The organism is Agrobacterium larrymoorei (assembly GCF_037722385.1).
Lineage (GTDB): Bacteria > Pseudomonadota > Alphaproteobacteria > Rhizobiales > Rhizobiaceae > Agrobacterium > Agrobacterium larrymoorei_C.
This window is the reverse complement of the sequence record NZ_JBBKAQ010000006.1, coordinates 280,110-304,694: the sequence shown is the minus strand read 5'-3', so window position 1 is coordinate 304,694 and position 24,585 is coordinate 280,110. Positions and strand designations below refer to the sequence as shown.

The window sequence follows — 24,585 nt, the reverse complement described above, 5'->3', positions numbered from 1 at the left end:
CTGCCGGATCATTCCTTGCCGATGTTGAAGACATAGTTGGTGTCGAAGCTCGGGCCGAGTTTGAGGCCCTTAAGCTTGTTGGAGTACCCCGCCACTTCCGTCTGCTGGAAGATGATGACGAAGGGTCCGGTTTCCAGAACCTTCTTCTGCAGATCCTCATAGATCTTGGCGCGCTTGGCGCTATCCTTCTCCAGCAACGCAGATTGCGTTTCCTTCGTCAGTTCCGGAACGTCCCAGGCATTGCGCCACGCAAGCGTCTTGTTCTTGCCTTCGTCGGAGTTGTCGTAGTTGATCGTGAAGGTTTCAGCATTGGAGTTCGGGTCGAAATAGTCCGAGCCCCACTGGCCGATATAGATATCGTGCGTGCGGGCGCGATACTTGGTCAGCGTCTGCTTGCCGTCGCCCGGAATGATTTCAAGCTTGATGCCGGCTTGGGCCAGCGTCTGCTGCACGCTTTCCGCAATGCCGGTCACGGGCTGGGTGTTGCGCACATCCATGGTGACGGTGAAGCCGTCCTTCAGGCCAGCCTTGGCCAGCAGTTCCTTGGCCTTCGCCACGTCGAGCTTGTAAGGATTGTCATTCAGCGCACCCAACTGGCCCTTCGGCAGGAAGGTCTGGTGAATTTCGCCGATGCCCTTGATCAGCGTCGCGCCAATCGCGTCATAATCGACGAGATATTTGAAAGCTTCGACGACTTCCGGCTTCTTCAGGTTCTCGTTCTTCTGGTTGAGGCTGAAGTAATAGACAGTGCCCTTGGGCGCGGAGGTGATGGAGAGACCTTCCTTCTTGGAAACGGCCTCCATGTCGCCCGGCTCCAGGTTACGAGCCACGTCGATATCGCCGTTTTCAAGTGCCAGACGCTGGCCTGAGCTTTCCTTCATGTGGCGATAGACGACGCGCTTCAGCTTCGGCTTCTCGCCATAGTAATTGGGGTTGGCCTCCATGATGACGGCTTCATTGGCTTTCCAGCCGAGGATCTTGTACGGGCCGGAGCCAGCATAGCCGGTCTTCAGGAATTCATTGCCGAAGTCGGTATCGTATTTGTAGTCGGCTGTCGGCGTGACGGCCTTTGCCTTTTCCATCACGAGCTTCTTGTCGACAACCGAGGCAACCGTTGCAGTCAGAACATTCAGGACGAAGCTTGGCGCATAGGGCTTGTCGACGGTCAGCGTGAAGGTATCGGGTGCTGTCGCCTTGGCCTTCTCCGTGACGTTGTCGCCCTTCAGGCCGAACTGCGTCAGCAGGAAGGCAGGCGACTTGTCGAGCTTGATGGCACGCTCGAAGGAGAACGCCACATCGTCCGCCGTAACGGGATTGCCGGAAGCGAATTTAAGGCCGGGCTTCAGCTTGAAAGTATAGGTCAGACCGTCATCCGACGTCGTCCAGCTTTCGGCCAGATCGCCGACAACCTTGGACGTGTCGTTGAGATCGATCGAGACCAGCTTGGAATAGGTGTTGCCGGTGACTTCTGCGGCCGACAGCTCGAACGCCTCACCCGGATCGAGCGTGATGATGTCATCGATAGCGAAACCTTCGACCAGCGTATCGGCAGGTGTAGCGGCAAAGGCCTGTGGCGCGGATAGCGCAATCAGCGACAATGCGGCGCTGGTTGCCAGAATACGGGCCATTTTATTGAGCGACTTCGTCATTGTTCTCCCCTTTATAGGTTTGGTATCACTCTTGATCAGGTCGGCTCATGCCAAGCTTGAGCCAGAACACGCAGCCAGTTTTCCCGGCAAATTTTAGCAAGCTCTACTTCAGAGTAGCCAGCAGCTTTGAGAGCGGCAACCAGATTCTGATTGCCAGCGGCGTCGGCGATTTCTGCTGGCACGGTTGCGCCGTCGAAGTCGGAACCGAGAGCGACGCAATCGATGCCCATGCGCTCGACCATGTAGTCGATGTGGCGCACCATGTCGGACAGCGGCGTGTTTGCGTCGTCGCGCGCATCGGCACGCAGCATCGTCACAGCGTAATTCAAGCCGACGAGACCATTTCGCTCCTTGATGGCATCCATCTGAACGTCAGTCAGGTTGCGGGCGACACCCGTCAAAGCATGCGCGTTGGAATGGCTTGCGATCAGCGGCTGATCGCTGGTCTTTGCCACATCCCAGAAACCTTTTTCGGTAATGTGGGCAAGGTCGATCAGAATGCCGAGTTGGTTGCAGCGCTTGACGAGTTCAAAACCGGCAGCGGTGAGGCCAGGCGCGGTGTCCGGCGACATGGGAAAAGCGAAAGGAACGCCATGGCCGAAGGCGTTATGGCGGCTCCAGACAGGGCCAAGCGAGCGAAGACCGGCAGCGTAGAAGATGTCCAGCGCATCGAGATCTTCATCGATCGCTTCACAGCCTTCCATGTGAAGAACGGCGGCAAAGATGTTCTCGTCCATCGCCTTGCGGATATCGGCTGTAGAGCGGCAAATCTTCCACCCGCCCGCGCGCTCCACACGATAGGCAATCGCCATCTTTTCCATGGCTACATCGAGAGAGGGCTGCCGCTGAAGAGGTGCGGCGAGCGGTGTCACGTAATGGCCGTTTTCGTCCGGCTCCTGTAGAATCAAATCGCCAGAGGGGATGTAGACGGCACAGAAACCACCAGCGAGGCCGCCAGTCCTGGCACGCGGTGCATCGATATGGCCTTGCGACGTTCCGTCGACGAATTCCGCAACAGGGTCCCCGCCTTTTTTTCCATTGTGCCACAGACGCAGCAACACATCATTATGACCGTCGAAAACCAGTTGCATTTCAAGTTATTCCAGGAGTGACGCAGAACTTTATCGTTTCAAACCAGAGGCTTATCGATAGATGGGATGAAGCGAGAAAAGGATGTAGTTCGTCGTGCCGCAATTCAACCATTCCTCGTCGCACGCGATCTAGGACCATATTTCGGGTCTTCGCAAGCTTAAAATTGATGCAGGATGAAATTCTCGCCACAAGCATCAGCTTGCTGGGGAAACTCTACAAACAGAGCGAGAATTAGCCAGAGGCCTGCGCGCGAAACGTTTCACTTTCGCTGAGCAGCCAGCGCCGGAAGAATACGACCGGGATGTGGTTGATGCGCGACAGCGGAGCGACGGCATAATAGGAACTGGGGCTTTTGACCGATTGATCGACAGCCTGGACAAGTTGCCCAGACTTGAGCTCGTTTTCTATCAAGAACAGCGGCATCAGGGCGACGCCGAGACCTGCAATGCAGGCTTGGGCGACACTGGAAAACTGTTCGAAGCGCATGGCGGGCGCTTGATGCGCGACGATACCCACGCTCTTGAACCAGTGATCCCACGCGCCTGGCCTTGATGCCATGTGCAGCAACGGAAGACCGGCGATGTCGTCAGCTTTAGCGATCGGATGACTGCCAAGGAAAGACGGGCTGCAGACAGGCGCGACCATTTCGTCCATCAGGAAAACGCTTTCCGCCGCTGGCCAATCCGGCTGGCCGATATGAATGGCCATATCCAGCCCGTCCTTTTCGAAATCGAACTGGCCGATGCGCGTGGCGAAGTTCAGCGTGATTTCCGGATGGGCCGCAACGAATTTTGGGATGCGCGGCAACAGCCATCGCGTGCCGAAGGTGGGCAGCATGGCGAGATTGAGCGTGTTGGCATGCGTTTTGGTCATGACCTGAAGTGAAGCTGAGCGAATATCGCCAAGCGCAATACCAATAGCTTTGGCATAGGTTTCGCCCTCTCGCGTCAGCGATACGCCCCGCGCGCCTCGCTCGAAAAGTCGGACCCCAAGCTGCTCTTCCAGCGACATGACCTGCCTGCTTATCGCCCCTTGGGTCAGGGAAAGCTCGTCTGCCGCCAGTGAGAAACTGCCAAGCCGCGCCACGGAATCAAAGGCGGCGAGCGCACTGGTGGAGGGCAGGAGTTTGCGGCTGAGTGAGGTCATGGCGCATTCCTATCGGTAATAGCTGGATGAGTAAACATAGCTTGCCCCGCGACGATCGATTGCCAATAATCGCTTCAACAAAAGTGGAGACTTCACCGTGAGCGAACGTGCATCATTCAACTGGCAGGACCCTTTTCTGCTTGAGGATCAACTGAACGACGACGAGCGGATGATCCGTGACTCCGCCGCCGCTTTCGCCAAGGCCGAACTTCTTCCACGCGTTCAGGAAGCCTATCTGTCCGAAACGTCGGAGCCGGAACTTTTCCGCCTGATGGGGCAGGCCGGTCTGCTCGGCGTGACGCTACCGGAAAAATACGGCGCAGCCGATGCAAGCTACGTCGCCTACGGTCTTGTTGCGCGTGAAGTGGAGCGTATCGACAGCGGTTATCGCTCGATGATGAGCGTTCAGTCGTCGCTCGTCATCTACCCGATCTTTGCCTACGGATCGGAAGAGCAGAAGGACAAGTACCTGCCGGGTCTGGTTTCAGGCGAACTCATCGGCTGCTTCGGCTTGACCGAACCAGATGCCGGTTCCGATCCTGGCGGCATGAAGACGCGTGCTGAGAAGATCGACGGCGGTTATCGTCTGCGCGGCTCGAAGATGTGGATTTCCAACGCACCGATCGCCGATGTCTTCGTCGTCTGGGCAAAGTCGGAAGCGCATGACAATGAGATCCGCGGCTTCGTGCTGGAAAAGGGCATGAAAGGCCTATCGGCACCGAAGATCGGCGGCAAACTGTCGCTGCGCGCTTCCATCACCGGCGAAATCGTCATGGATGGTGTGGAAGTGGGCGAAGATGCGCTGCTGCCCCACGTCTCTGGGCTTAAGGGTCCGTTTGGCTGCTTGAACCGGGCGCGTTACGGCATTTCCTGGGGCGTGATGGGCGCCGCGGAAGACTGCTGGTTCCGCGCACTACAATACGGGCTTGACCGCAAGCAGTTCGGCAAGCCGCTGGCTGGCATGCAGCTTTATCAAAAGAAGCTTGCCGACATGCAGACGGAAATCGCGCTTGGTCTCCAGGCATCGCTACGCGTCGGTCGTCTCTTCGACGAGCATCGCATGGCGCCGGAAATGATCTCCATCATAAAGCGCAACAATTGCGGTAAGGCGCTCGACATCGCGCGCCAAGCACGAGACATGCACGGCGGCAACGGAATTCAGATCGAGTATCATGTCATGCGCCACGCGCAGAACCTGGAAACGGTCAACACCTACGAGGGCACGCATGATGTTCATGCGCTGATCCTCGGCCGAGCGCAGACGGGACTTCAGGCGTTCTTCTAAGCATGGCCATTATCCTCAAGACCCGGCCGTTGTGCCGGGTCTTTTGCATTGCAAAATAAGTCATACTTTTAGACCTTAGCGGTTGAAACCGGCGACCAGCGAAATAATATAAGGGGCTCACCGCCGTCCTTGGTTTCGCCGAGGACATCCCGTTCCGCTTCATGCGGCAATCGATTTGCTGATTGACGAATAGCACCGGCGCCCTGCCGGCCGGAAAAAATCGCGAAGGTCCTCACATGCACAGCTATCCCGACGTTAAACTCTTCATCAATGGCGAGTGGCGCGACGCGCTCTCGGGCAAAACAATCGCCGTTTCCGACCCAGCAACCGATGAAATCATCGGCTCCATCGCGCATGCGGAGAAGGAAGACCTTGATCTGGCACTTTCCGCAGCTGATAAGGGCTTCAAGGTTTGGCGCGACACCTCCGCCTTCGAGCGTTCGAAAATCATGCGCAAGGCTGCCGATCTTCTGCGCGAGCGCATTGACTACATCGCTTGGCTGATGACCCGCGAACAGGGCAAGCCGATCGCTCAGTCCAAAGGCGAAATCAATAATGCTGCCGACACCATCGACTGGTTCGCCGAAGAGGCGCGTCGGACATATGGCCTAGTTATCCCGGCTCGTTTCGGCGGCGTCTCCAACCTGGCGATCAAATTCCCCGTGGGCCCGGTCGCGGCTTTCACGCCTTGGAATTTCCCGATCAACCAGGTGGTGCGCAAGCTTTCGGCAGCGGTCGCAACCGGCTGTTCGATCATCGTCAAGGCACCGGAAGAGACACCAGCCTCGCCGGCAGAACTTATTCGCGCGTTTGCCGATGCGGGCGTTCCAGCTGGCGTCGTCAACCTCGTCTATGGCGTTCCGGCCGAGATTTCGGAATATCTCATTCCGCATCCGGTCATCCGCAAGATCTCGTTCACCGGCTCCACTCCCGTCGGCAAGCATCTTGCGGCACTCGCGGGCAAGCACATGAAGCGCGCCACGATGGAACTCGGCGGCCACGCACCCGTGCTGGTGTTCGAGGATGCCGATCTTGAAAAGGCGGTCGAAGTCTCGGCTGCAGCCAAGTTCCGTAACGCGGGACAGGTCTGCGTTGCACCCACACGCTTCCTCATTCAGGATAGCATTGCCGACAAGTTCATCGACGGCATCGTCAAATATGCCGAGGGCTTGAAGGTCGGCAATGGTCTCGATGCCGACACCGGCATGGGACCATTGGCCAATGAGCGCCGTATCCCCGCGATGGAGGACCTGATCCATGACGCCGTCTCGCATGGTGCCACGCTGAAGACTGGTGGCAAGCGTATCGGCAACAAGGGCAACTTCTTCGAGCCAACCGTTCTGACGGATGTTCCGACAAGCGCAAAGATCATGAACGAAGAGCCCTTTGGTCCGGTGGCGATCGTCAACCGCTTCTCCACGATGGAAGATGCGATCGAAGAGGCAAACCGCCTGCCCTTCGGCCTGGCGTCCTACGCGTTTACCGGTTCGGTGACGACGGCTCATGCTCTCGGCCAGCGCGTCGAAGCCGGCATGCTGACAATCAACCACAATGGTCTCGCCATTCCGGAAGTGCCCTTCGGCGGCGTCAAGGATTCCGGCTACGGCACGGAAGGTGGTTCGGAAGCGGTCGAGGCCTATCTCGAAACCCGCTTCGTCAGCCAGATGAACTGATCCTTACTGATCGAAAACCGGCAGACCTGATTCAAACTCCAACCACCTACCGAGACTTGAGGGTGGAACCAACAATGATGCTGAAGCGCCTACAGTGGCGACATTGAAGGCGCTTTTCTCATTGCAAATATTTTCTTGAACCATCGCGCGAAGGAAGCAATTGTTCAATTTTTTGCCACCTCGTCGATTAAGGCGCAGAACAGTCATCTACAGGAGGCGCTAGTTGCATTCGGTTGCGGTCGGAACCTGGACGTTGTTGATCGAAGACGGAAGCCTTCCGCCAATTTACGACAGCTATGTGAAAAGTGCCGCCTTCGTGGATCAAATTGAGCCGAATGCGCTAGAAGGACGCGATCTGTTCTTGGGGGTGTTATGCGATGGAGGCAATCCGCACAGGTTACCTGAGATCGTCATTACTCAGAAATATGAGGATGCCAGTGGAACATTCCATCCCGGCTTCCTCGTCGTTCCGGAGACCTCGATTCTATTCATCGGAGCGGGAGAGCGTCTCTTGGGCTATAACATCCATAAACGAGAAAGGATCTTCGAGGATCGCACCGATTACGGCTTCTTGCGCTGGACACGGCATGAGGACTACGTTCTCATGTCTGCGGAGTTGGAGTTCGGGGTCTGGAGAAAGACCGGCGAAAAGCTCTGGTCAACCTGTGTTGAACCACCGTGGAATTTCAGGGTCTCCGATAAGAATGTCGACCTGGATATCATGGGAGAAGTGAAAAAATTGAGATTAGAAACTGGAGCGGCGGCGCTGGAAGATGCCAGTTCAACACGCGGCATTTAGCATTAGAAAGCTAAACAGCGCTGAGAAGATCGGCCGTAGTGCTCGGAGTTTAACGACCAATTCCGCCATAGCAGAATATTCCTTATCTGAAGAAGTGGGGCAAACTAGCCGGGCCTTTGTCATTTCCCCCCATGCCACTCGGCCAACTCGCGTTCCGCTCTCTCCAACGCGCTGTAATTCAAAAGCTTGCGCAGATACGCGATGGTGATCGCCCGTGTGCGTAAATTATATCGGCCTTCGGCATCGTCCTCACCCGTCGACTGATGCACGTTCAGCTTCTCATAAAGGCTCTGCAAGCGGTTCTGGACACTGCGCAGCGAGAGATTCCGGCGCTTTGCAATGGCCTTGTCGGTCAGCCCCAGCGCCATATCGATCAGAATTTCATATTCCGTGTCAGAAAAACCATGCGCCTTGCCAAGGCTCTTTTCCTGCAAGCCGCGGACTTCGCGGTCGATCACGCATTGGGCCTCGATGAAGATGCTGCGCAGCGCCAGCCGCAAGCGGTCATCGGAGGCGGATTTCAGCACGTAGCCATAAGCCGCCCCTTCGGGCACGATGCGCGAGACGCCGCGAACATAGGCCTCATCCGAATAATTGGACCAGAAGAGGATGCGGGTATCCGGTCTCTCTTTCCAGATGGTGCGGGCTGCTTCAATTCCGTTTCGCTCATTCATCTGCAGGTCCATGACGATATGGGCAGCGCGATTTTCTCGCGCCAGCTTCTCACCTGCACGGCCATTTTCCGCTTCCAGCACCGTACCGCATTCCGGCAAAGCCGCCCTCACCGCCTCGTTGAGATAGGCGCGATGCAGAACGTCGTCCTCGATGATCAAAACATCCATCTTATGCCTCCTCCGGCCTTTCGCTGGTCCCTATCGGCAACGTCAGGGTGATGCAGGTGCCAGTCCCCTCCAGGTGAGAGCCGAGATGAAAATCCGCAGAAATCAGTCGCGCACGGGTTTTCATGTTGCCAATCCCGAGCCCGCCACCTGAGCTGATATCTGCGGGGCAGCCGCAACCATCATCAGATACGGTGACACGCAGGGCGTCATGGGCCTGCGAAAGCTCGACCTCGATCTTCGTCGGCTGTGCGTGGCGAATGGCATTGTTGACCGCCTCCTGAACGATGCGCAGCAATGAGACGGCCACCGAGTTATCGAGGGTATCGACAAGGCCATTCGTGGTGTCGGCGACAGACCAGTCGATCGCCAAACCGCTGTCTCTCACAGACCGGTCGAGATAGGTCTCGATCGCCTGCACCAGACCGAAAAGCTGCAGAATGGAAGGCTTGGCTTCCTCGATGATGCCGCGCAGGTCCTGCATGCATTGTTGCAGGCTTCGCATGACCGGCTCCAGCATTTCGCCCGACACCTCGGTCGCGCGGCTCATGCGCTCGATACGACGGACAAGCCGCGTCAGATCTGCGAGCGTCTGATCGTGTAAATCCATGCCGATGCGCTGACGCTCGGCCTCCAGAGCTTCGGTCAGCTGCAGCGCGCCCAGACGCAAACCCTCTTCGCGGGCATTGGCCTGCGCTTCTTCGATGGCCGAGCGCTTGGCTTGCTCCGCCGCGCGGATCGCGTAGAAATACGGCGCCAAAAGATCGGCAACGGCGCGCGCATTGGCCACATCATCCATCGCATAGGCGTTGGACTGATGGCAGGAGCAGCTGAGTGCTCCGATGATGTCGCCATGCACTTTCATCGGCACGTGCAGACGACTATGCAAATCGAGGTCGTGGATCGGACTGGAGAACGCGCCGTCGAAATGAAAGCGTGGATCGGCGCAGGCATCACCGCTTAAGAGATAATCGACCTCTCCCGACAGGACCGACCGTATTGGGCTGCCAGTCAGAAGCGCCGGCGGCTGGCGGCTCCAGGCACTGGCGAGGCCACTTTCATAGGCAATGTGGTATTTGTCATCGAGCTGCTTGATGCAGACATCCATATGGTCGTGCGGGATGATATGACTGATCTCGGTCGCTACCGCCTGAATGATGGCGTTGAATTCGAGCTGCCCGGCGAGCAGACGCGATATGCCCATATAGTGGTGAAACAGCGTGCTGCTCGGTGTATCCAGCATGTACCGATGCCCTCCCAAGCATCTCCCATAACGGGCGGCGACGTATAGGACGAGCCCGCTCGGCATTCTGCGCCCCGCGAGGCTTTCCGTCTTGCGGGAACCCGCAAGCTTTATGCGTAAATCCGCACGAAGATTGCCGTGATGCGCCTATACAAGCCGGCCCTTCTTGGTCATTTTAGCTCTTACTGGGGAAAGGAGCTCCAGTGCAACGGAATTGCGTTTGCGCCGTGGGGAAGGTTTGCGGCGAAACATATTCCAGGCTCCAAAAGAGCAAGCCACAGGGAGGAAAATCAATGGCTTTTAGAAAGATGCTTCTCGCGTCGGCGGCTGTCCTATGCGCCGCGATGCCGATCACCGCTCATGCCGATACCTCGGCGAAGAAAATCGCGCTTTCCAATAACTATGCCGGCAACTCCTGGCGTCAGGCGATGCTGACGAGCTGGGACAAGATCACCAAGCAGGCGGTCGCCGACAAGCAGGTTGCAGCCGCGGACGCCTTTACGACTGCCGAAAATCAGGCAACGGAACAGGCCGCACAGATCCAGAACCTCATTCTGCAGGGCTATGACGCCATCGTCATCAATGCTGCTTCTCCCACGGCGCTGAACGGCGCGATCAAGGAAGCCTGCGATGCAGGTATCATCGTCGTGTCTTTCGACGGCACAGTGACCGAGCCTTGTGCATGGCGCATCGCCGTCGACTTCAAGGCCATGGGTGAAAGTCAGATCGACTATCTGGCTAAGGCCATGCCGAAGGGTGGCAACCTTCTTGAAATCCGCGGTCTCGCCGGCGTGTCTGTCGATGACGAAATCCATGCCGGCATTGCAGCCGGCGTTGCCAAGAACCCGCAGTTCAAGATCGTTGGCTCCGTCAATGGCGATTGGGCACAGGACGTTGCGCAGCGCGCTGTCGCCGGCATTCTGCCGAGCCTTCCGAACATTGCGGCTGTCGTTACCCAGGGCGGAGACGGTTATGGCGCGGCCCAGGCCTTTGCGGCTGCCAAGCGCCCGACACCGACCATCATCATGGGCAACCGTGAAGATGAGTTGCAATGGTGGAAGCAACAGAAGGACGCCAGCGGTTACAAGACCATGTCGGTCTCGATTGCGCCCGGTGTCTCGACGCTCGCCTTCTGGGTGGCGCAGCAGATTCTCGACGGCAAGGAGGTGAAGAAGGACCTCACCGTTCCCTTCCTCCGGATCGATCAGGACAATCTCGAAGAGAACCTGAAGAACACCCAGAAGGGTGGCGTTGCCAATGTGGATTACTCCCAGGCTGATGCGCAGAAGGTAATTGCGGGCAAGTAAGGCCAGGCATCACCTCCTATCCGCTGCGGCTTACTTGTCGCCGCAGCGGGCATCCATTTTATCGACTATCTCAGACCATTGGCGTTGCTCATGAATGACATCATCGAGAGGCAAGAAGTCGTCGCCGTACGCGACGTCAAAGTCGTCTTCGGCGCCGTCAAGGCGTTGGACGGCGCCGATCTCATCATTCGCGCAGGCGAATGTCTTGGTCTTGTCGGCCATAATGGCGCAGGCAAATCCACCATCGTCAATGTCATCAATGGTGGATTGACGCCGCATGAGGGGACGATTGCCTATGGCGGTGCGCCAGGACGCTTAGGCATTTCGGCAGCACGCGCCGGTGGGGTGCGCTGCGTATTCCAGGAACTGTCGCTCTGCCCCAACCTGACGATCAGTGAGAATGTACGGATCATGCATCCCGGGATGAGCGGACGCAACTGGCGCGGCCGTGCGCTTGCCGCGATACGCCAGACCATCGATGAGATCTTTCCCGGCAACGGCATCGACTGCGAAGCGACGATTTCAGACCTCACGATTGCCGAACGCCAGATGGTGGAAATTGCGATCAACTTCTGCCGAACGCCGGACGCGCCGCGGCTCGTCATTCTCGATGAACCCACCTCTTCGCTCGACGCGGGTCTTGCCGAACGGCTCATGGCCTATGTGCGCCGTTTCGTGGGCGACGGCGGCTCTGTACTATTGATCTCCCATATTCTCGGCGAAATCCTCTCGACCGCCACCCGCATCGTCGTGATGAAGGATGGCCGCGTCGTTGCCAATCGGGCGGCCAGCGACTTTACGACCCGCACGCTGGTCGAAGCCATGGGCAGTGTCGTCAAGGATCAGGACAAACAGAAGATCACCCGTCTTCGCTCCAGCGAGAAGGTCCTCTCCATGGCGCCGCGTCGCGGTTCGGAGATTACCTTTGAGGCTTATCGCGGCGAGATCATAGGCCTTGCCGGTCTCGGCGGCCACGGACAGACAGAAGCGCTGCTCGATCTGTATCTGGCAAAGAACAACAGCTGGCTGCCCAGCCGCAAGGCGGACCTTGCCTTCGTTGCGGGAGACCGAAGCCTCAACGGCACCTTCTCGCTCTGGAGCATTCTAAAAAACCTCTCCATAGCATCGCTTCGGGATATTTCATCTGCTGGAATGGTCGACAGATCACGCGAGACCGAACTCGGCACTGAGTGGAAGAAGCGGATCGAAATCCGCACGCCCGATATGGGCAACAAGATCCTATCCCTATCTGGTGGCAACCAACAGAAGGTGCTCTTTGCCCGTGCACTGGCGACAACGGCCAGCACCGTACTGATGGACGACCCGATGCGCGGCGTCGATATCGGCACTAAGCAGGAGGTCTACGACATATTGAGGACGGAAGCGGCACACGGTCGGACCTTCATCTGGTACTCGACGGAAATGGACGAAATTCGCCTGTGCGACCGCGTTTACGTTTTCCGCGACGGCGCCATCCAGGCCGAGCTTGTTGGCGAGAACATTACCGAACAGAATGTGCTGGCTGCATCCTTTTCCGGGGAGGCGCATGCATGAAGATCTCGGCCAACACGCTTCGCCTGATCATTCCCGCCGCATCGCTTGCCTTCCTGCTCGCTGCCGTCTTCTACATGCAGCCGCGGGCGATGAGCTACACGGGCATGAATCTGCTTTTCAATCTGGCAGTCCCAATCGCGCTTGCGACCATCGCGCAGATGCTGATCATGTCGGTCAACGACCTCGACCTATCGATGGGTACCTTCGTTAGTTTCTGTGCCTGCGTGACCGCGACGTTTCTGCAGGAGTCCCCGGTCGTCGGCATCGGTATTTTTGCAGCAGCCATCGCCGTCTATGCGGTGCTTGGCGCCGTCATTCACTTGCGCGCCCTGCCCTCCATCGTGGTGACACTCGGCATGAGCTTCGTATGGGGCGGTCTTGCCGTGCTGATCCTACCCTCGCCCGGCGGACAGGCACCCGCCTTTATCCGCGCCCTGATGACGGCAAAGCCGCCTTTGGTACCGATCGCCATCATTGCCAGCATCGTTATCGCGTTTGTCGCTCATTACATCGTCATGCGCTCTTCCTTTGGCGTTCTGATGCGCGGCGTTGGCGGCAATCTGCGCTCGGTCGAGCGGTCCGGTTGGTCGGTCGTCGGCATTCGTGCTGCGACCTTTGCGCTGGCCGGTTTCTTTGCTATACTGTCAGGCATCGCACTCGTTGGCCTGACGACGTCAGCCGATGCCAATATTGCCTTACGCTATACTCTTCTGTCGATTGCCGGCGTCATCCTGGGCGGCGGTGAGTTTGTCGGCGGGCGTGTGTCTCCGATCGGCGCGGTCATCGGTGCCTTGACGCTGACGCTTGCAGGTTCTTTCCTGTCTTTCATGCGCATCTCGCCGGACTGGCAGATCGGTGCGCAGGGCGCGATCCTCATCATCGTGCTTGCCTTGCGCATTCTGCTCAACCGTCTTGAAAAGCGGGAGAAAAACCAATGAGCCGCCTCGCTGCCTTCACCAAAAAGCCGTGGATTTGGTCCTTTGCCGCGACGGTGGCCGTCTGGATCATCACCGTGATGTTCACCGGCGGCGCAAGCTCCTTCGGTCTTTCCCATGCGGCACTGACATTCGCCGCGTTTTCGGTCATCGTCGGCATCGGCCAGATGTTTGTCATCACGCTTGGGCCAGGCAATATCGATCTCTGCGTTCCGGCCACGATGACGCTGTCCGGCACGCTGGCGCTGAAATTCATGGATGTCTCCGACGGTCTCATCCTGCCCGGGCTGATCGTTGCCATCCTGATCGGCATCGCCATCGGTATCGGCAATTACACGCTGATCAAGCTGTTGCGCATCCCTCCGATCATCGCGACACTGTCAATGAGCTTTATCGTCCAGTCGATCGCCATCTGGTCCAATCGCGGACTTCGCATCAAGCCGCCGGAGATGCTGGCGAACTTCGCCATCTCCAGCACTTTCGGCATACCGAATGTCGCGCTCGTCGCCCTTTTACTCTCGGTGATTGCCTGGGTGCTGCTTGACCGCTCCTTTTACGGACGCTGGATTTCGGCGATCGGCCAGAGCACCTTTGCAGCCCGCATGACCGGCATCCCCGTCGATGGCACACGCTTTATCACCTACGTCTTCTGCTCGGTTCTCGCAGCCATCGCCGGCTATCTTCTGGCAAGCTTCTCGGGCGGTGCTGCGCTCAACATGGGGTCGGAATATCTGCTGATGTCGATCGCCGTCGTCGTCATTGGTGGTACGGCGGTTGCGGGCGGCGATTCCAACGTGCCCGGCATCTGGGGGGCGTCGCTCTTCATGTTCCTGGTCGTTTCGATGCTGAACACCTATGGCTTTGGAGCAGGTGCCCGCCTTATCCTCACTGGCCTGATTATCATTTCCGTGATTTTCCTGGCGAGCGGCCCGAAGGCTACTCGCTGAATCAACTCACCACTCTCAAGCCGATTGACGCTCATGACCAAAGATCAAAGCTCCGTTTATGACATTCGCGACGACCGCTTCCGTCACCTGATCGTCGGCAACGCCGAACTCGAAGAACTCTATTCCGGCTGCCGATGGAGCGAAGGTCCGGTCTGGTTTGCCGATCTCAACTGCCTGCTCTTCAGCGACATCCCCAACCAGCGTATTCTTCGGTGGGTGCCGGATGGCGGAATTTCCGTCTTCCGCCAGCCCTCCAACTTCGCCAATGGCAACACCCGCGACCGCGAGGGCCGGCTGGTCTCCTGCGAACACGGCGGTCGCCGCGTGACGAGGACCGAAGTGGACGGTTCGATCACGGTGCTGGCTGACAGCTATAACGGCAAGCGATTGAACTCACCCAATGATGTGGTGGTCAAATCCGATGGCAGCATCTGGTTTACCGATCCCACCTACGGGATTCTCTCCGATTATGAGGGCTACAAGTCTGAACCTGAGCAGAAGACCCGCAATGTCTACAGGATCGATGCTATCTCCGGCGAGGTGCAGATCGCCGTCGACGACTTCGTGCAGCCGAACGGACTAGCGTTCTCCCCCGACGAAACGAAGCTCTACGTCGCCGACAGCTCCTATAGTCACGACGTTTCGCGCCCGCGCCATATCAGGGTGTTTGACGTAGTCGATGGCGTCAAGCTGACGAATGGTCGGGAGTTCTGCAACCTGGACAGCGGCTTACCCGATGGCTTCCGTATCGACACAGCCGGAAACCTCTGGACCAGCGCCGGCGACGGCGTCCATTGCTTTTCGCCGGAAGGCACTCTTCTTGGCAAGATCAAGGTGCCGCAGACGGTGGCCAACCTGACCTTTGGCGGCCCAAAGAAGAACCGGCTCTTCATCACCGCGACCAAATCGCTGTACTCCGTCTATCTCGCAACGACGGGTGCGCAAACGCCGTAACAGTGGCTCCGAGGCGATCAAATCCATGGTCGCTGGTGATCAGCGCCCAACGTTGAACCTCCGGCAGTTGCGGAGGCTTACCTTACTTTATCGCGGTACTGACGCTGCCACGATCTAACTGTCGATATATCTATCAATCTTTGTATGTCTGCAGATATCAGCAAATAACCTGTTGATTGGCAGCTTGGATTTGCAACACATTGCCTTACATAGCGCTAGGCAGGGGATTTTCGCGCAATTGTAATCTCAACAATTCATGCGATTAAAATAATCGTTATTTCTCAAAAGCAGTAACGTAATTTTTACCATATCGACCTAGCTTGTCTTTCATCAAAGCTTCGATCTTGAGCTTCAGAAGACTTAAGTCTTTCCCACCGCATGATGCGCGGGCCTTCCCGAAAGATGTCGTTACACCCGACCAGCCCCACAACTGCTGCCACTGGCTTTGATCGGGAATTCCACTAAGCCTTGCTGATGAGAAAATTATGCGGATCAAATTGGTCGCTATAAACAATTCCCTTGCACGTCGCGCTACGTTCGGCCTCGCGCTCGGCAAGTTGCAACCACCAACTCTTCATCTCAGCCATTTCGTCGAAGGCCCTTAGTTTTACGTCTCGCGAGCCGGCTATCCCCAGAGCAACGTCTCGAAGCCGTCCTGTAGCATCGTTTGCTGCAGCCTGACATGGCGAACGTTACTCACACCTACCCGCGGCTCGTGCCAAAATCTCATCTCATCAAGAGCGGCCGGCAATGTCGATTGGCACTCGATCGTCGCTGGTGGCCGCGACACCATCATAAAGCGCGCAAGGGACATCTAATATGCGGTTTACGATTAAGCTAAAACTGATCTTGGCATTTGCCTTCATCCTACTCGTTCTCGCAGGGATTTCGACCTACAGCATCCTGAGCCTGGGGACAGTTAATCAAGCTCTTAGTGAAGTGGTGAGCGGGCCGGAGAAACGTCTGCAGATAGCGCTTCAGATCGACCGCAACCTTTCGGAAATTATTCGGCAACAGAAGAACGCTGTCATGGCACGGTCCATGGAAGAGGCGAATGGCTTCCTGAAAGTCGTAACCGACCTTATGCGCGATACCACCGAAACCATTAAGACCGGCCTTGATGGGGTTTCCCAGGAGGGCAAGCCGTACTGGCTCCAAACGGCCGCCGACTTCGAAAAGTTCGATGTGGCTTCTACCAAGCACGATCAAATGCTTCTTGCCGGCGACGCGGCTGGCGCAACCGCCTTCTCCAATGGTGAAATGCGAATGTTGGCAAGAGAGGTGGGCAAAGGGACGCAACAACTCGTCAAGATTCAGGAAGAGCGCGTAGCGTCGATGCTCGCAGATTCCAACAGCCTTTACGAGCAGGTGCGTATGACTCTGATCGTTGCCGTCGGGGTAGCTATCATCATCAGCCTGATTATCGCGGCATGGATCGCGATCGGCATCAGCAGTGGCCTCGGCAAGATCAAGGCGGTGTTGCAAAGCGTCGCGATCGGCAATCTCGATAATGATGTGGCTGTCAAAACCAACGACGAAATCAAGGATCTCGTCGGGACCGTCAACAGCATGACCACGAATCTTCGCGGGACGGCCGAGATTGCCAGCTTGATCGCCGCTGGTGACCTCTCCAAAGACGTGAAGCCTCTCTCCGACAAGGACACGCTTGGCATTGCCATGTTGAACATGGTGACCAATCTGCGTGAAACGACAAGCGTAGCGGACAAGATCTCAAACGGCGACCTGACCGTGACGCCAAAGCCTTTGTCGGAGCGCGACACGCTCGGGATTGCGCTGCAGTCTATGGTTGAGCGCTTGCGCGGTGTCGTCGGCGATGCGCTGGCTGCAGCCGACAACGTCTCATCCGGTAGCCAGGAACTGTCTTCGTCTTCCGAGCAGCTTTCGCAGGGCGCAACCGAACAGGCATCTTCTGCCGAAGAAGCGTCCGCTTCTATGGAAGAAATGGCTGCCAACATCAAGCAGAACGCCGACAACGCCGCTCAGACAGAGAAGATTGCTCGCCAGTCCTCAAAGGACGCAGAGGCCAGCGGTGAAGCCGTGGGCCGCGCCGTCGTTGCCATGCGCACGATTGCGCAGAAGATCTCTATCGTTCAGGAAATCGCGCGTCAGACCGACCTTCTGGCACTGAATGCCGCTGTGGAAGCTGCGCGCGCCGGCGAACACGGCAAGGGCTTTGCGGTAGTCGCTTCTGAAGTGCGCAAACTGGCAGAACGCAGCCAGGCAGCAGCAGCCGAAATCTCCTCGCTCTCTGGTGAGACTGTTCAGGTTGCGACTGAAGCTGGCGACATGCTGAACCGCCTGGTGCCCGACATTCGCAAGACGGCCGAACTGGTGGCTGAAATCTCTGCGGCCTGCCGCGAGCAGGATATTGGTGCAAGCCAGATCAACGAAGCGATCCAGCAGCTCGACAAGGTGACGCAGCAGAACTCCGGTGCTTCGGAAGAAATGTCTGCCACATCGGAAGAATTGGCCGCACAGGCCGAAGAGCTTCAGGCAAGCATCGCCTTCTTTAGGGTCGAACGCGCGGAGAGCTACTCTCGACCGGCAGCGACTCGTCAGCCAGCCGTAGCGAAACGTCCTACAGCTAAGCCCGCAGCACCTATGCGCCAGTCTTCTGCAAACGGTGGCGTCCACGCACAACAGGCTCTCGCAAAGGGGTTCGCCATTGACATGTCGATGGGAGGACCGGACGGAGAAGACGAGGAATTCCGGCAGGTTGTCTAATCGAAAACGATCGAGACATTCCCGATCTTCGCCGTAAATCGATGTCTCGAGATAAGACCGATACTATTGTGCCCGCATCCGACTGAAGATGCGGGCACAATAATTCTGAGCAGAACCAGTTTTGCAGACCCTCGGTCACGACGGGACAGAACTTCATCTGACACCAGAGCCTTTCGCGATCTTTTAGAGTCGCTCCCTACGCTTTAGCTCCGTCTTATGCTGCATGTCGTTATCGCAAATCGCTGCGCACTTTTGCTTGGACCATGCTTCAATCCTGCGCGGTTGGGCGAACGACGATACTGCCGATTTCGACATCTTCTGGCTGGTCGATGGCGAATGCGATGGCTCGCGCGATGGAGTCCGGAGAGATCGCCAATCGCTCCTTCTGTTGGTTGATCATGGCCTTTACGTCCGGATCGGTAATCGATGAATCCGTGAAGCTCGTATCGATAAAGCCAGGAGATACTTCTGTGACCCTCAGCTTAGCGCCAGACTCCTGCCTTAAAGCTTCCGTCGCGGTACGCAGTGCGTTTTTAGTCGCGGCGTAAACGCCCATGGTCGGCACGATCTTCAGGCCTGCAGTAGATATCACGTTGATCACATGGCCTGTTCCTTGCTGCGCGAACACGGGAAGCGCAGCAGCAATGCCATAGAGAGCACCTCTAAGATTGATGTCGATCATCGCGTCCCAATCCTCCACGCGCAGGGCATCGAAGCGCGAGATTGGGCCAATACCTGCATTGTTGACGAGCACGTCGACCCTGTCGAAACACTCGCAGCCTAGACTGATGAGCGATTGAAGGTCAGGCCGCTTCGTCACATCTGTGGCGCGTAAAGCTACCTCACCCCCATGTCTTTCGATCTCCTGAGCAACGTCGAGCAATTCTGTCTTATTGCGCGCGCCAATCACCACGCGCGCGCCGCGTAGAGCGAGATGAAGCGCCGTCGCACGCCCGATTCCGCGACCAGCGCCGGTGATGGCGACGACTTTTCCCTGAATGGTCATGAGGTACCCCTTTCTGGTTTCAGCGTTGCTAAAATAAAGTGGCTTCCGCGGACTATCTATGCTTGATAGGCTTAGTCTTTGTCGTGATCGGCCAAAATCAAAATGAGAGATCCTTTTTCCGAGGTCCTGTCGGTTTTGGAAACGCACAGCGTGCGTGGCACCAGTCTTGAGGCAGGTGGCAATTGGTCCTTATCGTTTGACGGAAGGCTGCGCTTGAAATTCATCGCCGTCTTGACGGGGCGATGCTGGCTCATCCTGGCTGATCGTGATCCGGAAGTGCTGGTTGAAGGAGATGTGATCCTGCTCAGCAACACCTCCTATACAGTCGCAAGTCACCCCGATATCGAACCTTGCGACGGTATGACGCTCTATGCTCCTCCTGGCCACAACACGGTGCGTTTGGGAGATCGTATCGACACAATGCTAATGGGTGGCGGCAGCGGGTTTGCCAGTGTCAACGCTCCATTCCTCCTCGATGCGCTCCCAACATTTCTGCGGATTGATCCCGGTTCAACGCGTGCTCATTCGATCGCGCGGACCCTGTCCACTCTCAAAGACGAAGCGGATGCCGAAAGAGTTGGGGGGAACTTGGTAGCGGAGCGGTTGGCGGAAATCCTTATCGTGGAGGCTATCCGTTCCTACATTTCCACCGACCCCGATAAGAATATCAGTTGGATAGCGGCGCTGGCCGATGCCCGAATAGCAAAGGCGATAAGGCTGATGCATGATGATGTAGCCCGCCGATGGACGATCGACTCCCTGGCGAGGGAAGTCGGCATGTCTCGCTCTTCTCTTACGCTTCGCTTCTCGCAGCGCGTTGGCCGCGCTCCCATGGACTATCTGACCCGCTGGCGCATGATCCTGGCAGAGCGGCAATTGGCGAACGGGCGCAGCATCTCGGATGTCGCGCTTTCCGTTGGCTATACGTCGCAAAGCGCTTTCACCCATGCGTTCAAGCGCGTCACGGGACATACTCCAAGAGGGCGATAAAGGCTGGAGCACTCTGCACTCCGGGGCATCATATGAGTGAGCCGATCAATCGACGGGCGGCTCAATTGTTTGCATGTTGCGTAAAACTGTGCAGAGGTTCTGCAATAGCGGCATGCAATAAGCAAGAGAAAGAGCGTGGGGAGAAAATCCGGGTGATCTCGAAACGCCTTAGCGGTCTGTCATCGACGTGATGCCAATGCCGGTCAGAGCTTCAGCGCATAGGACAAAGTTTCACTCTGCCGGGTGTAGTCTCTCAAGACGGAGGACAAGTTGAAGACAATCTTGCTGATCGCAGGGGCGCTTCTTGTATGCCTGACCTTCATCTGGTTCTTCTTTTTTGTCCCGCTTGGCTGCGGTATGAACCCGACCGGTTGCAAGGAACAGTTTCCCGCATTCAGCGCAATCGGGCTCGTGCACCTATGGCTGCCGCTCGCGGTCGCGTCCCTCCTCATCATCCTGGGACTGCGGCGCTGAAATGGGGCTTTAGAGCCTGATGCTCTGACGCGAAGGCGAAGACGGACAAACCATACGTATCATCCCTGAGCGTCGCGCTTGCGCTCAATCGCATCCCAAAGAAGGCTTGCAACATCTGCGCCGCCAAACTTCTTCACTTCGCGAATTCCGGTGGGAGAGGTGACATTGATTTCCGTCATATACGTGCCGATAACGTCAATACCGACGAAGAGGAAGCCGCGTTCGCGCAGTGCCGGGCCGATGCGCTCGCAGATTTCCTTTTCTCGCGCTGTCAGTTCCGTCGGCTCCGGACGACCGCCCGCATGCATGTTCGAGCGCGCATCGTTTTCAGCCGGCACACGGTTGATGGCGCCGACAGGTTCGCCGTCTACCAGAAGAATGCGCTTGTCGCCTTTGCGCACGTCCGGCAGATATTGCTGCGCGATGTAAGGCTCGCGGAACATCTGGCCGAACATTTCAAGAAGGGACGAGAAGTTGCGGTCATCGCGGGTGGAGTGGAACACCCCTGCCCCGCCGTTTCCGTAAAGGGGTTTAAGGATGATATCGCCCATCTCCTGACGGAAACGAGCGATTTCGGCCACGTCCTTAGTGATCAGAGTTGCAGGCATCAAGTCCGCAAACTCCGTGACGAATATCTTCTCCGGGGAGTTACGCACCCAAGCCGGGTCATTCACCACCAGCGTTTTGGGGTGGATACGCTCCAAAAGATGCGTGGAGGTGATGTAGGCCATGTCGAAGGGCGGATCCTGGCGCAGGTGGATCACATCCATCGTCGACAAATCCACCCGTTCAGGCTCAGAGAGGGAAAAATGGTCGCCATTGATATCACGCAGTTCCATCTGTTCGACGGTCGCGTAAATTTTTCCATCGCGCATCGACAGGCGATCGGGCGTGTAGTGGAAAAGGCGATACCCTCTGGCCTGGGCCTCGAGGCTAATGGCGAATGTTGAATCTCCGGCTATGTTGATGCCGGAAACATGATCCATCTGGATCGCAACGTTCTTGATCTTCGCCATGCGCAATTCCTTTTCAAAAGCCCGTCTGATGTAGGACAGAGCACCTTTAAAGGCAACTGGCGCAGCAAGCGGGATCTTTGAGTTTTATTCACACAGACCCAACCTCTCCCCATTTCAAGGCAAGAGAGTCTTTTGGTGACCGAAACTCTTCACGCCATCATCTGACGGGCGTAGTTATGGACCGCGATGAAGGCGTCTTGCGCACCGGAAACAACGCGACGTTCTTCATCTTCCGTCAGTTCGATCTCGTCGAGCGCTGAGGTGAATGTACGCCAGTGCAAGCCTCTACCCTCGGGTGCCCCTGCAAGATGGCGTGCGCCAAATTCTTCGCCAAGTCCGAGCTTGGCAGCGTCCTTCAGCAGGAAGGCGGCGCCCAGATTGGACCCTTCCACCACATAGAGCCAACCCATTGCCTCTGGCAGATCGAAATTCTTGTCGTTCTGCTGAAAGCGGGCATTCTGCTTTTCCGGAATATCGAGAGACAAATCGTGCAGATCCTGCTCGATAAGACCGATCCGACGGCGTCCTTTCAGGTCCGGAAGAAGGCCGTCGAGGGTCGCATTGAAGAAAAGCGCATCGAGATCCTTATGAAACAGATACTGCGTCTTCACGAACTTGCCGAAGTTTTCGCGGCTTTCGAACGGCTTGGCGGTCATGATGAAGCTGTCGAGCGCACCATGCGCGTCACGTGTGCCCGCTTTCAGGCGCTTCGTGCGGCTAGGTTCTATCTGGATTTCATCCACAATGGGGCTCACGCTGTTCATGGTCTATGGTCGTCCCGTTATCGACTTGCGCTTTCATCAGCGTGTTTGCACATAAAAATCTTTCCTTTTAAAGTCAAATTTAAATGCACTACAGCTTCGGACTTTCGGCAGCGACTGCCGTGGTCCTAGCACGTCTTCCCGATTGGTGGAACTATCGCGTGCAAAGTCAAACCACGGCCTCAGGAGCAGCGTTTCTCCTGAGGCCGCGCTTTTATGATCACGGGATGATGGAAACTGTCATAGGTGATAGCGGCTGATCCCAAATGGCCGTATCAGAACTCCGTCCATTCAGCCTTCACCGCTGCATTGCCTTGCGAGACGAATTTCGGCGCCGATCTCTGGACAGACGACTTGGCCGTAACGGGTTTGGATGTCACCATGTTGGCGGGCGGCCGGTCGTCGAAACGGAACTGCTCAAGCAAGGTGAAGAGCGCTTTTGCTTCCGCTGCAAGACCGTGGCTTGCGGCCGTCTGCTCTTCGACCATGGCTGCATTCTGCTGCGTGCCCTGGTCTACGAGATTGATAGCGCGGTTGATGTCGTTGAGGGCTGTCGACTGCTCGCGAGCCGACTCGATGATCGCGCCAATGTCCTTGTTGATATCCTGAACGTTGCCGGCGATCTCCTGAAGCGCTTCACCAGCCTTGCCGACCAGCGTGACACCATTGGCGACCTGGGCGCCTGAAGCGGTGATCAGCGTCTTGATTTCTTTCGCCGCGGAGGCAGAACGTTGCGCCAATTCTCTGACTTCCTGGGCGACGACAGCAAAGCCCTTTCCGGCTTCTCCGGCACGTGCAGCTTCAACCCCCGCATTCAGCGCAAGCAGGTTCGTCTGGAAGGCAATCTGGTCGATCACGCCGATGATGTTTGAGATCTCATTCGATGACTGGTTGATCCTGTCCATCGCTACCATGGCTTCGTTGACGATCTCGCCGGACCGGTCTGCATGCGCTTTCGCACGCCCGACAAGCTGACCGGAGTCTTCGGCGCGTTGGCTGGAATCTTTCACCGTAGTGGTGATTTCCTCAAGTGCTGCCGCCGTCTCTTCAACCGAAGCTGCCTGTTGTTCCGTCCGTTTTGCCAGATCGTCAGCAGAAATGCGGACCTGGTGCGCGCCTGCAGAAATCGTCTCGGCATTGTTGCGCACGGTCGCCATGGCGTCCCGTAGTTTTGCCGAGGCAGCATTGAAGTCGCGACGCAGCCGGTCGAGCACTGAAATGAAGGGCGTATCGATCGTTTGTGACAGGTCGCCGTTGGCAAGGTTCGTCAGCGCGTTCGCCAGTCTCTCGACGTTTTCAACGCGGTCCGTCACATCGGTTGCGAACTTGACGACCTTAAACACCCGTCCCTTGAAGTCGAAAACCGGATTATAGGATGCCTGAATGTGGACGTGGCGGCCGCCTTTGCCCAGACGCATGAACTCGTCGGCGATGAATTCACCAGCATTAAGCTTGCGCCACATCTCCATGTAGGCCGGGCTCGCCGCATACGCTGGATCAACAAACATGCTGTGGTGTTTGCCGACCACTTCCGAAGCCGTGTAGCCCAGCGCCTTCAGGAAGTTCTGGTTTGCAGACAGGATCGTACCATCTGTCTTGAACTCGATCACCGCCTGGGCTCTCGAGATTGCCTCTATCTTCGAACCCGTATCGATGCCGTGCATCTTGGTCTGTGTGATGTCGTTGGCAAACTTGATGATCTTCAGCACCTTGCCGGCGCTGTTCTTGATCGGATTGTAGTTGCCGCGAATGAAGATTTCAGTCCCGTCCTTGGCAAGACGCGTAAACTCGCTACAGATGAACTCTCCGCCGCGCAGTTTATTCCAGAAAGTCTTGTAATCGGCGGATTGCGCATAGTCGCCGTCCAGGAAAATGCTGTGGTGTTTTCCCTGAAGCTCAGCCTGCGAGTAACCCATCAGGTCACAGAAGTTTTTATTGGCCTTGAGGATGTTACCATCCACGTCAAACTCGATGACGGCGAAGGATAGATCGAGTGCATTCAAGATTTTTGCGGCATCGGAATTGAAAAAGAGCGCCATGGGGTGTGTTCCTGAAGTACGGTGTCACACATCCTCTCATGTCGAAGTTAATAATTTAGTGAAGAAACAATTTCTACCCGCTAATTAAGTTTTACAGTCAAGCTGGATATGCATCACCGCTTTGACGCGAT

20 protein-coding genes are annotated in these 24,585 nt (G+C 56.8%); 11 read left to right on the top strand and 9 right to left on the bottom strand.

Features of this window, described 5'->3' with window-relative positions; genetic code table 11:
* Positions 1-8: 8 nt before the first annotated feature.
* The 3 genes from WKI41_RS11105 to WKI41_RS11095 all read right to left on the bottom strand — a co-directional run bounded on the left by WKI41_RS11105 (position 9) and on the right by WKI41_RS11095 (position 3,887).
* A complete protein-coding gene (locus tag WKI41_RS11105) occupies positions 9-1,649 on the bottom strand; it encodes an ABC transporter substrate-binding protein (protein WP_340193543.1) in 1,641 nt (546 codons plus the stop codon).
* Between the two features lie 35 nt (positions 1,650-1,684).
* The gene (locus tag WKI41_RS11100) at positions 1,685-2,740 is read right to left on the bottom strand and encodes a dipeptidase (RefSeq protein ID WP_340193542.1); all 1,056 of its coding nucleotides are present in this window, start codon (positions 2,738-2,740) and stop codon (positions 1,685-1,687) included.
* Positions 2,741-2,972: 232 nt separating this feature from the next.
* Positions 2,973-3,887 (bottom strand): LysR family transcriptional regulator, encoded by a 915-nt coding sequence (locus WKI41_RS11095; protein WP_340193541.1) that lies wholly within the window; start codon positions 3,885-3,887, stop codon positions 2,973-2,975.
* Positions 3,888-3,984: 97 nt separating this feature from the next.
* Between WKI41_RS11095 and WKI41_RS11090 the strand changes: the two genes are divergently transcribed.
* The 3 genes from WKI41_RS11090 (at position 3,985) to WKI41_RS11080 (ending at position 7,644) form a co-directional block, all read left to right on the top strand.
* Positions 3,985-5,172: an acyl-CoA dehydrogenase gene (locus WKI41_RS11090; RefSeq protein WP_340193540.1), complete on the top strand. Its 1,188-nt coding sequence runs from the start codon at positions 3,985-3,987 to the stop codon at positions 5,170-5,172.
* A 236-nt stretch (positions 5,173-5,408) separates the two neighbouring features.
* Positions 5,409-6,845: an NAD-dependent succinate-semialdehyde dehydrogenase gene (locus WKI41_RS11085; protein ID WP_340193539.1), complete on the top strand. Its 1,437-nt coding sequence runs from the start codon at positions 5,409-5,411 to the stop codon at positions 6,843-6,845.
* A gap of 223 nt (positions 6,846-7,068) precedes the next feature.
* Complete coding sequence (locus WKI41_RS11080) at positions 7,069-7,644, top strand: hypothetical protein (protein ID WP_340193538.1); 576 nt, start codon at positions 7,069-7,071, stop codon at positions 7,642-7,644.
* A gap of 119 nt (positions 7,645-7,763) precedes the next feature.
* Here WKI41_RS11080 and WKI41_RS11075 read toward each other — a convergent pair whose 3' ends face one another.
* Both WKI41_RS11075 and WKI41_RS11070 read right to left on the bottom strand, forming a co-directional pair.
* Positions 7,764-8,486 (bottom strand): response regulator transcription factor, encoded by a 723-nt coding sequence (locus WKI41_RS11075; protein WP_296015490.1) that lies wholly within the window; start codon positions 8,484-8,486, stop codon positions 7,764-7,766.
* 1 nt (position 8,487) lies between these two features.
* Positions 8,488-9,726 (bottom strand): GAF domain-containing sensor histidine kinase, encoded by a 1,239-nt coding sequence (locus WKI41_RS11070; protein WP_340193536.1) that lies wholly within the window; start codon positions 9,724-9,726, stop codon positions 8,488-8,490.
* A 293-nt stretch (positions 9,727-10,019) separates the two neighbouring features.
* Between WKI41_RS11070 and WKI41_RS11065 the strand changes: the two genes are divergently transcribed.
* The 6 genes from WKI41_RS11065 (at position 10,020) to WKI41_RS11040 (ending at position 18,168) form a co-directional block, all read left to right on the top strand.
* Complete coding sequence (locus tag WKI41_RS11065) at positions 10,020-11,033, top strand: ABC transporter substrate-binding protein (protein WP_340193535.1); 1,014 nt, start codon at positions 10,020-10,022, stop codon at positions 11,031-11,033.
* A 90-nt stretch (positions 11,034-11,123) separates the two neighbouring features.
* Complete coding sequence (locus tag WKI41_RS11060) at positions 11,124-12,587, top strand: ATP-binding cassette domain-containing protein (protein ID WP_340193534.1); 1,464 nt, start codon at positions 11,124-11,126, stop codon at positions 12,585-12,587.
* Positions 12,584-13,525 carry an ABC transporter permease gene (locus WKI41_RS11055; protein ID WP_340193532.1) on the top strand — a complete coding sequence of 314 codons (942 nt, stop codon included), beginning with the start codon at positions 12,584-12,586 and terminating at the stop codon, positions 13,523-13,525. The genes WKI41_RS11060 and WKI41_RS11055 overlap by 4 nt, the downstream gene beginning before the upstream one ends.
* On the top strand, positions 13,522-14,469 hold the full coding sequence (locus WKI41_RS11050) for an ABC transporter permease (protein ID WP_340193530.1): 948 nt from the start codon (positions 13,522-13,524) through the stop codon (positions 14,467-14,469). Before WKI41_RS11055 ends, WKI41_RS11050 begins: the two co-directional genes overlap by 4 nt.
* Before the next feature lie 33 nt (positions 14,470-14,502).
* Entirely contained in the window at positions 14,503-15,423 is a 921-nt protein-coding gene (locus tag WKI41_RS11045) for an SMP-30/gluconolactonase/LRE family protein (RefSeq protein ID WP_340193529.1), read from the top strand.
* 819 nt (positions 15,424-16,242) lie between these two features.
* A complete protein-coding gene (locus WKI41_RS11040; RefSeq protein WP_340193528.1) occupies positions 16,243-18,168 on the top strand; it encodes a HAMP domain-containing methyl-accepting chemotaxis protein in 1,926 nt (641 codons plus the stop codon).
* A 268-nt stretch (positions 18,169-18,436) separates the two neighbouring features.
* Here the strand turns inward: WKI41_RS11040 and WKI41_RS11035 are convergent, their stop codons facing one another.
* Complete coding sequence (locus WKI41_RS11035) at positions 18,437-19,174, bottom strand: SDR family oxidoreductase (RefSeq protein WP_340193527.1); 738 nt, start codon at positions 19,172-19,174, stop codon at positions 18,437-18,439.
* A 102-nt stretch (positions 19,175-19,276) separates the two neighbouring features.
* Between WKI41_RS11035 and WKI41_RS11030 the strand changes: the two genes are divergently transcribed.
* Both WKI41_RS11030 and WKI41_RS11025 read left to right on the top strand, forming a co-directional pair.
* A complete protein-coding gene (locus WKI41_RS11030; protein WP_340193526.1) occupies positions 19,277-20,164 on the top strand; it encodes an AraC family transcriptional regulator in 888 nt (295 codons plus the stop codon).
* A gap of 270 nt (positions 20,165-20,434) precedes the next feature.
* The gene (locus WKI41_RS11025) at positions 20,435-20,638 is read left to right on the top strand and encodes a hypothetical protein (RefSeq protein ID WP_340193525.1); all 204 of its coding nucleotides are present in this window, start codon (positions 20,435-20,437) and stop codon (positions 20,636-20,638) included.
* Between the two features lie 59 nt (positions 20,639-20,697).
* Here WKI41_RS11025 and gshB read toward each other — a convergent pair whose 3' ends face one another.
* The 3 genes from gshB to WKI41_RS11010 all read right to left on the bottom strand — a co-directional run bounded on the left by gshB (position 20,698) and on the right by WKI41_RS11010 (position 24,454).
* Positions 20,698-21,654 (bottom strand): glutathione synthase, encoded by a 957-nt coding sequence (gene gshB / locus WKI41_RS11020; protein ID WP_062423610.1) that lies wholly within the window; start codon positions 21,652-21,654, stop codon positions 20,698-20,700.
* A 149-nt stretch (positions 21,655-21,803) separates the two neighbouring features.
* Positions 21,804-22,418, bottom strand: a complete 615-nt coding sequence (locus WKI41_RS11015; RefSeq protein ID WP_340193524.1) for a biliverdin-producing heme oxygenase — start codon at positions 22,416-22,418, stop codon at positions 21,804-21,806.
* 272 nt (positions 22,419-22,690) lie between these two features.
* Entirely contained in the window at positions 22,691-24,454 is a 1,764-nt protein-coding gene (locus WKI41_RS11010; protein WP_340193522.1) for a methyl-accepting chemotaxis protein, read from the bottom strand.
* Between the last annotated feature and the right edge of the window lie 131 nt (positions 24,455-24,585).

Bases quoted from the DNA above. Each gene is read 5' to 3' on its own strand.
- WKI41_RS11105 (WP_340193543.1), bottom strand. From the start codon at position 1,649: ATGACGAAGTCGCTCAATAAAATGGCCCGTATTCTGGCAACCAGCGCC.
- WKI41_RS11100 (WP_340193542.1), bottom strand. From the start codon at position 2,740: ATGCAACTGGTTTTCGACGGTCATAATGATGTGTTGCTGCGTCTGTGG.
- WKI41_RS11095 (WP_340193541.1), bottom strand. From the start codon at position 3,887: ATGACCTCACTCAGCCGCAAACTCCTGCCCTCCACCAGTGCGCTCGCC.
- WKI41_RS11085 (WP_340193539.1), top strand. From the start codon at position 5,409: ATGCACAGCTATCCCGACGTTAAACTCTTCATCAATGGCGAGTGGCGC.
- WKI41_RS11075 (WP_296015490.1), bottom strand. From the start codon at position 8,486: ATGGATGTTTTGATCATCGAGGACGACGTTCTGCATCGCGCCTATCTC.
- WKI41_RS11070 (WP_340193536.1), bottom strand. From the start codon at position 9,726: ATGCTGGATACACCGAGCAGCACGCTGTTTCACCACTATATGGGCATA.
- WKI41_RS11065 (WP_340193535.1), top strand. From the start codon at position 10,020: ATGGCTTTTAGAAAGATGCTTCTCGCGTCGGCGGCTGTCCTATGCGCC.
- WKI41_RS11060 (WP_340193534.1), top strand. From the start codon at position 11,124: ATGAATGACATCATCGAGAGGCAAGAAGTCGTCGCCGTACGCGACGTC.
- WKI41_RS11055 (WP_340193532.1), top strand. From the start codon at position 12,584: ATGAAGATCTCGGCCAACACGCTTCGCCTGATCATTCCCGCCGCATCG.
- WKI41_RS11050 (WP_340193530.1), top strand. From the start codon at position 13,522: ATGAGCCGCCTCGCTGCCTTCACCAAAAAGCCGTGGATTTGGTCCTTT.
- WKI41_RS11045 (WP_340193529.1), top strand. From the start codon at position 14,503: ATGACCAAAGATCAAAGCTCCGTTTATGACATTCGCGACGACCGCTTC.
- WKI41_RS11040 (WP_340193528.1), top strand. From the start codon at position 16,243: ATGCGGTTTACGATTAAGCTAAAACTGATCTTGGCATTTGCCTTCATC.
- WKI41_RS11035 (WP_340193527.1), bottom strand. From the start codon at position 19,174: ATGACCATTCAGGGAAAAGTCGTCGCCATCACCGGCGCTGGTCGCGGA.
- WKI41_RS11030 (WP_340193526.1), top strand. From the start codon at position 19,277: ATGAGAGATCCTTTTTCCGAGGTCCTGTCGGTTTTGGAAACGCACAGC.
- gshB (WP_062423610.1), bottom strand. From the start codon at position 21,654: ATGGCGAAGATCAAGAACGTTGCGATCCAGATGGATCATGTTTCCGGC.
- WKI41_RS11015 (WP_340193524.1), bottom strand. From the start codon at position 22,418: ATGAACAGCGTGAGCCCCATTGTGGATGAAATCCAGATAGAACCTAGC.
- WKI41_RS11010 (WP_340193522.1), bottom strand. From the start codon at position 24,454: ATGGCGCTCTTTTTCAATTCCGATGCCGCAAAAATCTTGAATGCACTC.